Source organism: Pseudomonas sp. TH10, assembly GCF_016651255.1.
Lineage (GTDB): Bacteria > Pseudomonadota > Gammaproteobacteria > Pseudomonadales > Pseudomonadaceae > Aquipseudomonas.
In genome coordinates this window covers 20582-27514 of sequence record NZ_JAEKEG010000046.1, presented here as the reverse complement: position 1 = coordinate 27514, position 6933 = coordinate 20582, and the positions used below count along the sequence as shown (strand labels likewise).

Genomic DNA, 6933 nt, shown 5'->3' with positions numbered 1-6933 from the left:
CCGTGCTGCTCGATCAGCTCGACGTGCTCAACGATTTCGCCGAACACACTCAACCGGCATCACAGGAACACATGACGTTGCTGGAGCAGACCTCAATGCTGCGCGACAAGCTGTCCAGCTTGCGCGACAGCGAACTGTACTTCGCCCATGAAAACAGCCCGAGCGCCCGCGATGACTGGGAAACCCGAATGACCGAGCTGCTCACCTATCTGGATAGCCTGGCCCGCCAGTTGAACGGCAGCGAGCAGGATTCGCTGCGCCAGGCCAACGCCGCACTGGCCGGGTACCGCGAAGCATTCGAACACTTCGTGGCCAGCCGTGAACGTGCCACCCAGAGCCAGGTGGCAATGAACGATGCCAGCGTGCAAGTCGGCGCACGCCTCGAAGCAGTGAGTGATGCGCAAGAACAGGCCTGGCACCAAATCAACCAACAGGTCACGCAACTGCTGGGTGCAATTGTACTCGTCTCGCTGACCCTGGGTATTGGTGCGGCCGTGTTGATTCGCCAACTGATCCTGCGGCCGTTGAATCAAGCGCTGGCACTGACCCGACGGATCGCCGCCGGCGACTTGACCGCCGAGCCGCAGTCCCACTCCCGGCGTGATGAACTCGGCCAACTGCTGACCAGCGTCGGCGGCATGCTCAATAGCTTGCGCGCGCTGGTCGGGCGCATCGCCCAGGATATTGGAACGCTCAATCGCACCGCCGATGATGTGGTCCAGGTGGCTGAGCGAACCACCCAAGGTGTCGAACAACAGAATGCCGAAACCGAGCTGGCCGCCACGGCCATGCAACAAATGACTGCCACCGCCGAAGATGTCACACGCAATGCCAGCGAGGCCTGTGAGGCCGTGCAACACGCCAAACTTGAAGCCCGGCGCGGCGATGAACTGGTGCGTCAAGCCAGCCATCGCATCGACCACCTTGCAGATGAGATGACCGGTTGCAGCGAGGCGATGCAGCGCCTGCTGCAAGAAAGTGGCGCAGTGGGCCGGGTGCTTGAGGTGATTAACGCATTGGCCGAGCAGACCAATCTGCTGGCGCTCAATGCCGCCATCGAGGCGGCGCGAGCGGGCGAGCATGGCCGTGGCTTTGCAGTGGTGGCTGACGAGGTGCGTAGCCTGGCCCGGCGAACCCGGAACGCAACCGAAGAGATTGCCAACATCGTCGATCAATTACGACACGTCAGCGCGGAGGCCTCGGAACGCCTGCAAGGCAGTCAGGAGCTGACCCGCGCCAGCGTGTCGTTGGCCGCACAGGTCTCACAGGCGCTTCAGGCCATCAGCGCCTCAGTTTCTACGGTCGAACAGATGAGCCAGCAAATCGCCGCAGCAGCCGAGCAACAAAGCGCCGTGGCCGGTCAGGTCGGTGACAGCATGGCACGGGTGCGAGCAATCGCCGAACACAGTGGCACGGCGAGTATTCATCTGGAAGGTGCGGTACGCGAGCTGGGTCTGGTGGGCAGCACTCTAAATGCTGCGGTGTCCGGGTTTCGTACGTGAAAAGCGAGACTCAAAGGCGACGGCCGACAAACACCGCCAGCAATGCGCTGGAAGTAGATCAGCCAGGCCACCGGCGCGGTGGTGCCGGTGTAGCACAGGTTGAGTAGTAGACCGGCAAGCATGCCCCCGGCGAAGATGGCGCCGTTGAGGATCGCTGATGCCTTGCCCGCACGGCGCCCCTGGTCGGCCATGGCCAGTGCCGACGCATTAGGATTGACGAACCCTACGCTGCACACTGCAATGAAGAACCCTGGTAGTACCAACCACAGGCTGCTGGCGGATAGATGGGCATCAATCACCAATAAAGTGCCGCCGAAGAACGGCAACCACAGCGCCTTGCCCAGTATTTCGACCGGCGTGAAACGCTTCAACAGGGCTCGGTTGAGCTGCCCTGCAACCATGACACCCATCGCATTGGCACCAAAGAAGTAGCCGAAGGCGCCTGGCGCAATACCGTGAACCTCCATCAGCACAAATGGCGAGCCGATGATGTAGCTGAACATGCACCCCATGACAAGCGCCTGGATCAACACGAAAGTCATGAATTGGCTGGCTTTCAGCAGTTCGCGGTATTCGCTCAACACGGCTCGCACTCCACCGCCGACATGCCGGGCCATCGGCGGTTCTTCAAGCTACCACGAACGCATAAATAAACAGCAAAACGCCGAACAGGGTCAACGCGGTGAACACACAGCGCCAGCCTGCCAGCGCCATGAGCCAGCCGCCCAGCAGGGGCGCCATGATCGGCGCTGCGCCCATGATCAGGATGAGCGTGGAAATGTTCTGCGCACTTTGCGACAGATCGCAGCGGTCACGAATGATGGCAAAGGTCAGCACCGCACCGGCACAGCCACCCAAGCCCTGGAGAAAACGCCAGCACACCAGACCTGAAAGACCGTCGACCTGCGTGATTGCGGCACTGGCCACCACGTAAAGACCCAGCCCGATCAATAGCGGTTGCTTGCGTCCGACCCGATCGCTCACCGGTCCATAGCAAAGCATGCCAATTAACATGCCAATGAAATAGGACGAAAAACTCAGCTCCACCTCGCCAGCGGCCAGACCAATGTCCTGGCGGATCATGGCGAACGCCGGCAGATAAATGTCAGTGGAAAGCGGTGCGATAGCCGCCAGGCTGCCAAGCAGAAACATCAGAGGTACAGAGAGAGGGCGTTGAGCGAGGGTCGTGGTGTTCAAGGAGAGGACTCAATGTTTGAAGGAAGGGACCCTTGTAGGAGCGAGCTTGCTCGCGATGGACTTTAACGATCACGCGTGTTTGCGGGATAAACGCGTCGTGCTCAGGTCTATCGCGAGCAAGCTCGCTCCAAGGTCGAGGGGCAAGGATCAGCGCTTGAGCAGGTCCAGCGCGACATCGACGATCATGTCTTCCTGACCGCCCACCATGCGCCGTTTGCCCAGTTCGACGAGGATGTCGAGGGTTTTCAGGCCGTACTTCGCGGCCGCGATTTCGGCGTGGCGCAGGAAACTCGAATAGACCCCGGCATAACCCAGCGCCAACGTCTCGCGATCGACTCGCACCGGGCGATCCTGCAACGGACGCACGATGTCATCGGCGGCATCCATTAGCGTGTACAGATCAGTGCCATGATTCCAGCCCAGGCGCTCGGCGGCGGCGATGAACACTTCCAGCGGCGCGTTACCGGCACCCGCGCCCATGCCCGCGAGGCTGGCGTCGATGCGGTCGCAGCCTTCCTCGACGGCGGTGATCGAGTTGGCCACGCCAAGCGACAGGTTGTGGTGGGCGTGCATGCCGGTTTCGGTTTCCGGTTTCAGCACCGCCTTGAAGGCACGGAAACGGTCACGTATGTCCTGCATGTTCATCGCGCCACCGGAGTCGGCCATGTACACGCAGGTGGCGCCGTAGCTCTCCATCAGCTTGGCTTGTGCGGCCAACTGCTCAGCCGGGATCATGTGACTCATCATCAGGAAACCGACGGTGTCCATGCCCAGCTCGCGGGCGTATTCGATGTGCTGCTTCGACACATCGGCCTCGGTGCAATGGGTGGCGATGCGCACCACCCGGGCACCGGCGTTGAAGGCCGCTTTCAGGTCATGCACCGTGCCGATGCCGGGCAACAGCAAGGTAGTGATTTTGGCGTGAGTGATGACATCGGCGGCGGCTTCGATCCATTCCAGGTCGGTGTGCGCGGCGAAGCCATAGTTGAAGCTCGAGCCTTGCAGACCGTCACCGTGGGCGACTTCGATCGAGTCGACCTTGGCCTTGTCCAGCGCGCGAGCGATGTCCTGCACGTTCTGCAGCGAATACTGGTGACGAATGGCATGGCTACCATCGCGCAGGGTCACGTCGGAGATGTAGAGTTTTTTGCCGGGGTTGAAAGTCATGTCGGTCTCCTCAGGCGTTCAGCATCGACTGCGCCATGCGCTCGGCGGTGGCCAAGGCTGCGGACGTCATGATGTCGAGATTGCCGGCGTAAGCCGGCAGGTAATCGGCGGCGCCTTCGACTTCTAGGAAGATCGAAGTTTTCAGGCCCGAGAACTTGCCCAAGCCAGGAATGTTCAGCGGAGCGTCTTCAGGGATGACGTCGAACTGCACCTTTTGCTTCAGGCGATAGCCCGGCACGTAGGCTTCTACCGCGGCGGTCATCTCTTCGACGGACGCTTCGATCTCAGCCTGATCGGCGGCTTCGGACAGCACGAACACGGTGTCGCGCATCATCAACGGCGGTTCGGCCGGGTTCATCACGATGATCGCTTTGCCCTTGGCCGCACCGCCAATCACTTCGATGGCCTTGGAGGTGGTTTCAGTGAACTCGTCGATGTTGGCGCGGGTGCCGGGGCCCGCAGATTTACTGGCAATCGAAGCGACGATTTCTGCGTAGTGCACCTTCGCCACGCGTGACACGGCCGCGACCATCGGGATGGTCGCCTGGCCACCGCAGGTGACCATATTGACGTTGAGTTGGTCGAGATTCTGCTCCAGATTGACCACCGGCACGCAGTACGGACCGATGGCGGCGGGTGTCAAATCAATCAGGCGGATGCCGGGTTTGATCGAGCGCAGAAACGCATCGTTCTTTACGTGGGCACCCGCCGAGGTCGCGTCGAAGACGAAGTCGATTTCCTTGAACACGTCCATGCGGGTCAGGCCTTCAACCCCTTCATGGGTGACCGCCACGCCCATGCGCTGGGCGCGGGCCAGGCCGTCGGAGCCCGGGTCGATGCCGACCATGACCGCCATTTCCAGATGTTTGGCGTTGCGCAAGATCTTGATCATCAAGTCGGTGCCGATGTTGCCGGAACCGACGATGGCGACTTTATATTTGTTGTTCATGGCAGAGCTCCAGCCGTGCATGAAGGGCCGGCCGATGGGAGCCGACCCTGAGTGTCTAGGGGTTCTTGGCGACTTTGCGCAGTACCAGATAAACGCCGACGAAGCCGCTGAGCAGGCCACTGACGAAACCGCTGATGCCATTACCCAACGAGTTGTCCAGGATGCTTTGCGGGAACGGCACCAGAAACTGATTGACGCTGAAGGCAAGAATTGCGGCGATGATGCCGCCGATGATTCCGGCCAGGATCGACTCTTTCAGTACGAAGCCCATACCTTCTCTCCTTATTGTTTTTGAAGTGCCAAGCGTTATGGCTTGCAGCCCGTCAGCGTTAGCTGAAGCGGACCGAACAGCTACCGACACCACCGATGGAGACCCGCAGGTTGTCGCCGGCCTTGACCGGTATCATCGGACCGAGGGAGCCTGACAGAATCACCTCGCCAGCCTTCAGCGACACACCCAAATGCCCCAAGGTGTTGGCCAGCCAGGCAACCGCTACCGCAGGCGAGCCCATACTGGCCGCCCCTGCCCCTGTGGCGACGATCTCGCCATTCTTCTCCAGGACCATACCGCACAGTTGCAGATCAACATCATCCAGCGGCACCAAACGGTCGCTGAGCACAAAAACTCCGCAGGAAGCGTTATCCGCCACGGTGTCCTGAATCTTGATCTTCCAGTCCTGGATACGGGAGTCGACAATCTCGAAGCAGACCATCACACCTTCGGTGGCGCGCAACACGTCGGCCACTGTGATACCCGGCCCCATGAGGTCGTGCTTGAGCACAAAAGCCAGCTCGCCCTCGGCCTTGGGCTGGATCAGCGAGGACGTGGCGATGGCTTCGCCGGAGTTCACCGTCATGGCATCGGTGAGGATGCCGAAGTCCGGTTGACCGACACCCAAGAGGTTCATTACCGCCTGGCTGGTCACTCCGATTTTCTTGCCGACCACCCGCTCGCCATCATCCATGCGCCGGGCTATCAGATGCTGCTGAATTCCATAGGCCTGTACGAGGGTCAGCTCGGGGTAACGCTCAGTGAGCGGCGTAATGGCCTCGGCCTGGCGTTGGGCGTTGTACAGCTCGAGGCTGATTGTTTGCAGCAGCGAATCGTGAATAGTCATTGGAAACTCCCGCTTAAATGGGCTCGCTCAAAATCAGCAGTGCCTGTTCGACCACCTTGGTCTGCTCCTCGACCGGCGCGCGCACTTGTTCCAGACGGCCAAGCTCCATCGAGGACTCAGTGACCAGGCGGCAGCGCGCCTCGCGGCGTTTCATAAAGCGGGCAAATGCCGGCTCTACGCCATCGGCACGCTGCAGTTCTTCAGCCAGCACCAATGCATCTTCAATGGCCATGCCAGCGCCGGAGGCCAGTTGTGGCGTGGTCGGATGCGCCGAATCGCCGATCAGCAGGACTCGCCCGCGATACCAAGGGGCCGGCAAGCTGAAAATCTCGAGGGGACGGAAGTTGATTGCCGGAATGTCCTGTTCGCTGAGCGAATCCCGGACCTCGGCCAAAACCCCGCCGTAACTCTCCAGACGCTTGGCCAGCTCACGGTGGAAGTCTGCCGGTTCGATAAACACCTGCGGCGTACGCTCGAGCAGGAACATGTACATATGCGTCGCTGACACCGGGGAAAAACCGACCTTGTACGGCCCGCCGAGGAAGTAGGTGCGACGCTTGATGCTGGCCGGTCGCTCCAGAAACAGGCGCCAGCAGCTCTGACCGGTGTACTCGGGTTTTGGTGCATCGGGCATGATCAGCCCGCGCACCTGGGAGAACACGCCATCGGCGCCGAGCACGATGTCGTAACGTCCCTGGCTGCCATCGCTGAAGGTCACGTTGACGCCGCTGTCGTCCTGTTCAAATGCCTCGACGGAAAGCCCCAGGCGGATTTCCGTCCCGGTGGCACGCACACGCCGAGCGAGGATCCCATGCAGGACCGGACGCATGATGCCGCCACTGCTTTCGGTCAGGCTGTCCGCCGGCATGGGCGTCTCCAGCGTGCGAAGTGGCTCACCCTGGGTGTTGCAGATCTGGATGCCTTCGCCGACATAGGCTTCATCGACCATGTCCGAATAAACGCCAAGCTGATGCAGCGCACGCAAGGTCGGTCCGGTGAT

General features: G+C 60.8%; 8 protein-coding genes and 1 pseudogene. 2 read left to right on the top strand and 7 right to left on the bottom strand.

Going from position 1 to position 6933, the window contains the following annotated elements:
• Nucleotides 1–71: 71 nt before the first annotated feature.
• Nucleotides 72–599: pseudogene (locus JFT80_RS25390) on the top strand (methyl-accepting chemotaxis protein); the annotation flags it as partial.
• A gap of 39 nt (nucleotides 600–638) precedes the next feature.
• Nucleotides 639–1502, top strand: coding sequence for a methyl-accepting chemotaxis protein (locus JFT80_RS25385; protein WP_374091332.1), 864 nt, complete (start codon nucleotides 639–641; stop codon nucleotides 1500–1502).
• Here the strand turns inward: JFT80_RS25385 and JFT80_RS07165 are convergent.
• The 7 genes from JFT80_RS07165 to JFT80_RS07135 form a co-directional block, all read right to left on the bottom strand.
• Nucleotides 1424–2119 (bottom strand): hypothetical protein, encoded by a 696-nt coding sequence (locus JFT80_RS07165; RefSeq protein ID WP_201147396.1) that lies wholly within the window; start codon nucleotides 2117–2119, stop codon nucleotides 1424–1426. The two genes, JFT80_RS25385 and JFT80_RS07165, sit on opposite strands and share 79 nt — an antisense overlap.
• A 10-nt stretch (nucleotides 2120–2129) precedes the next feature.
• On the bottom strand, nucleotides 2130–2699 hold the full coding sequence (locus JFT80_RS07160; protein ID WP_201147395.1) for an MFS transporter: 570 nt from the start codon (nucleotides 2697–2699) through the stop codon (nucleotides 2130–2132).
• A gap of 147 nt (nucleotides 2700–2846) precedes the next feature.
• Nucleotides 2847–3866 (bottom strand): 4-hydroxy-2-oxovalerate aldolase, encoded by a 1020-nt coding sequence (gene dmpG, locus JFT80_RS07155; protein WP_201147394.1) that lies wholly within the window; start codon nucleotides 3864–3866, stop codon nucleotides 2847–2849.
• A 10-nt stretch (nucleotides 3867–3876) separates the two neighbouring features.
• On the bottom strand, nucleotides 3877–4815 hold the full coding sequence (locus JFT80_RS07150; RefSeq protein WP_201147393.1) for an acetaldehyde dehydrogenase (acetylating): 939 nt from the start codon (nucleotides 4813–4815) through the stop codon (nucleotides 3877–3879).
• Nucleotides 4816–4870: 55 nt separating this feature from the next.
• Entirely contained in the window at nucleotides 4871–5086 is a 216-nt protein-coding gene (locus tag JFT80_RS07145) for a hypothetical protein (RefSeq protein WP_201147392.1), read from the bottom strand.
• 58 nt (nucleotides 5087–5144) lie between these two features.
• Nucleotides 5145–5933 carry a 2-oxopent-4-enoate hydratase gene (dmpE, locus tag JFT80_RS07140; RefSeq protein ID WP_207187730.1) on the bottom strand — a complete coding sequence of 263 codons (789 nt, stop codon included), beginning with the start codon at nucleotides 5931–5933 and terminating at the stop codon, nucleotides 5145–5147.
• A 13-nt stretch (nucleotides 5934–5946) separates the two neighbouring features.
• A complete protein-coding gene (locus tag JFT80_RS07135; RefSeq protein ID WP_242482828.1) occupies nucleotides 5947–6918 on the bottom strand; it encodes an FAD-dependent monooxygenase in 972 nt (323 codons plus the stop codon).
• Between the last annotated feature and the right edge of the window lie 15 nt (nucleotides 6919–6933).